We start from the raw sequence: 1,880 nt of genomic DNA, 5'->3' as shown, positions 1-1,880 counted from the left end.
CAAATATTTCTCTGCTTATTTAAAACAAAAAAAGACCGCATAATGCGGTCTTTATCTATTGTTCTTTCACTCAGAAACGTATTCGCTCTTTAGCCTTAGTAACAACAATTATTTTTTGTTTTCTGCCACTTTTTCTTCTGCCGTACGGTAGTCGAAGAAGAAGATAAGTAGCATAGGTACTGCAAACGCCACTGCAATCGCAATTGCGTATACCCACATAGGGTTAAATACAGGGATGGTTAGTAGTGAAGTAAATGCAAATGCAGTTGTCTTCACACCACCGTATGGTGCACCAAGAATAGCAATCACAAGACCACCCGCTAGACAGCCTGGAAGCATACGAGAGTACACTTTCTTAAAGCGTAAGTGGATACCGTATAGTGATGGCTCAGAGATACCACCGAACAGACCAGCCGCTAGTGCACCTGATGCTGTTTGACGCATCACTGCATTCTTCTCACGTAGTGCAATAAGTAATACACCTGCTGTTGCACCGAAACATGCAAAGTTCCAAACACCCATAGGACCTTGAATGAAGTCGTAACCTAATGTCTGAATATTCATTAGCATTAGGGCATTTAGCGGCCAGTGTAGACCTAGTGGTACTAGGAATGGGTATAGTAATGGGATCAGAATCGCAAACACAAATGGTGCGTTAGTATTCAACCATGCTAGACCTGTACCTAGGTAAGTACCAATCCAAACACCTAGAGGACCAATCAAGAACGCAGTTAGCGGTACCATGATAATTAGCGACAAGAATGGTACGAAAACCATGTGTAAATTATCAGGAATAAGTTTCTTTAAGAAACGGTAAACAAGCGCTAATACAGCTACCATGATCAAAGGCACGAATACGTTACCTGAGTAATCATTTAACTGCATTGGTAAACCAAAGATATGCGCAACATGACCAACAGTACCTAAGGTTGCATCTTTAACTGTTGTTGTAGAAGCCATTGTTGATAGCTTGTGGAATTCAGGTGTCATTAATGCACCCATGATCGCAGCACCTAGCCACGGATCCACATTCAGTTTCTTCGATGCGTTGTAAGCTACCATGATTGGCAAGAAGTAGAAAACCGCATGCCACATTGAGTCAACGAAAACCCAGCCAGCTGATTTTTCACCACGGAAATCAACAATATGAAGCGCATCAAGTACAGATGCTAAGGCGATGATCAGTGATGCACCAAGTAAAATACCTAAAATTGGGCGGAATGAATCTGAAAGGTATTCAAAAAAGCTATCAACCCACGCCACTTTACCTCGGATACCTTCCGAACGCTTAGCTGCTTTAATATCATCGATAGATTTTTCATTGTTTGCAGGAGCCGCAGGTGCTTCACCACCTTCACCTGATTCAATCATCTGCTTTAGCGTGTTATGCATAGATGCAACACCACCACCAACAACGATTTGGTAACGGTCACCACTTTGAGGGATGCTACCCATCACTTCTGGAATAGCGTCTAATGCAGCTTTATCAACAATTGATGCATCATTTAATTCAAAGCGTAAACGTGTAGCACAGCATGACAAGAACTTAATGTTTCCTGCCCCACCAATCCCTTTCAGAATTCCTTCTGCTGCAACTTTATTCGACATAATTTTTGCCTTTCTGTTCTAAACCCAAACTAGCAAGTAAACCGTACTTACTAGTGAAACCTAACAATTATTTTAGCTGATTGATTAACATCGACTTATTTATGTGCTTTGTTTACTTTAATAAACTCTAGGGAGCTCAATGAGTATTAGCACAATATTACCAGCAAGCAATAACGAACTTGATAATAACAATCAGGTTACTCATAAAAATTAATTAAAGTATTTTTTTACTCATTATAATGACGAATAAAATCAACTCGATTCGAGTATGT

1 protein-coding gene is annotated in these 1,880 nt (G+C 40.3%); it reads right to left on the bottom strand.

Features of this window, described 5'->3' with window-relative positions:
- Window positions 1-108 precede the first annotated feature (108 nt).
- Entirely contained in the window at window positions 109-1,608 is a 1,500-nt protein-coding gene (locus E5A76_RS15315; protein ID WP_053986881.1) for a PTS transporter subunit EIIC, read from the bottom strand.
- Window positions 1,609-1,880 lie beyond the last annotated feature (272 nt).

It is taken from the genome of Photobacterium lucens (assembly GCF_009873615.1).
GTDB classification, from domain to species: domain Bacteria; phylum Pseudomonadota; class Gammaproteobacteria; order Enterobacterales; family Vibrionaceae; genus Photobacterium; species Photobacterium lucens.
This window is presented reverse-complemented; position numbering and strand designations above follow the sequence as displayed.

Bases quoted from the DNA above. Each gene is read 5' to 3' on its own strand.
- E5A76_RS15315 (WP_053986881.1), bottom strand. From the start codon at position 1,608: ATGTCGAATAAAGTTGCAGCAGAAGGAATTCTGAAAGGGATTGGTGGG.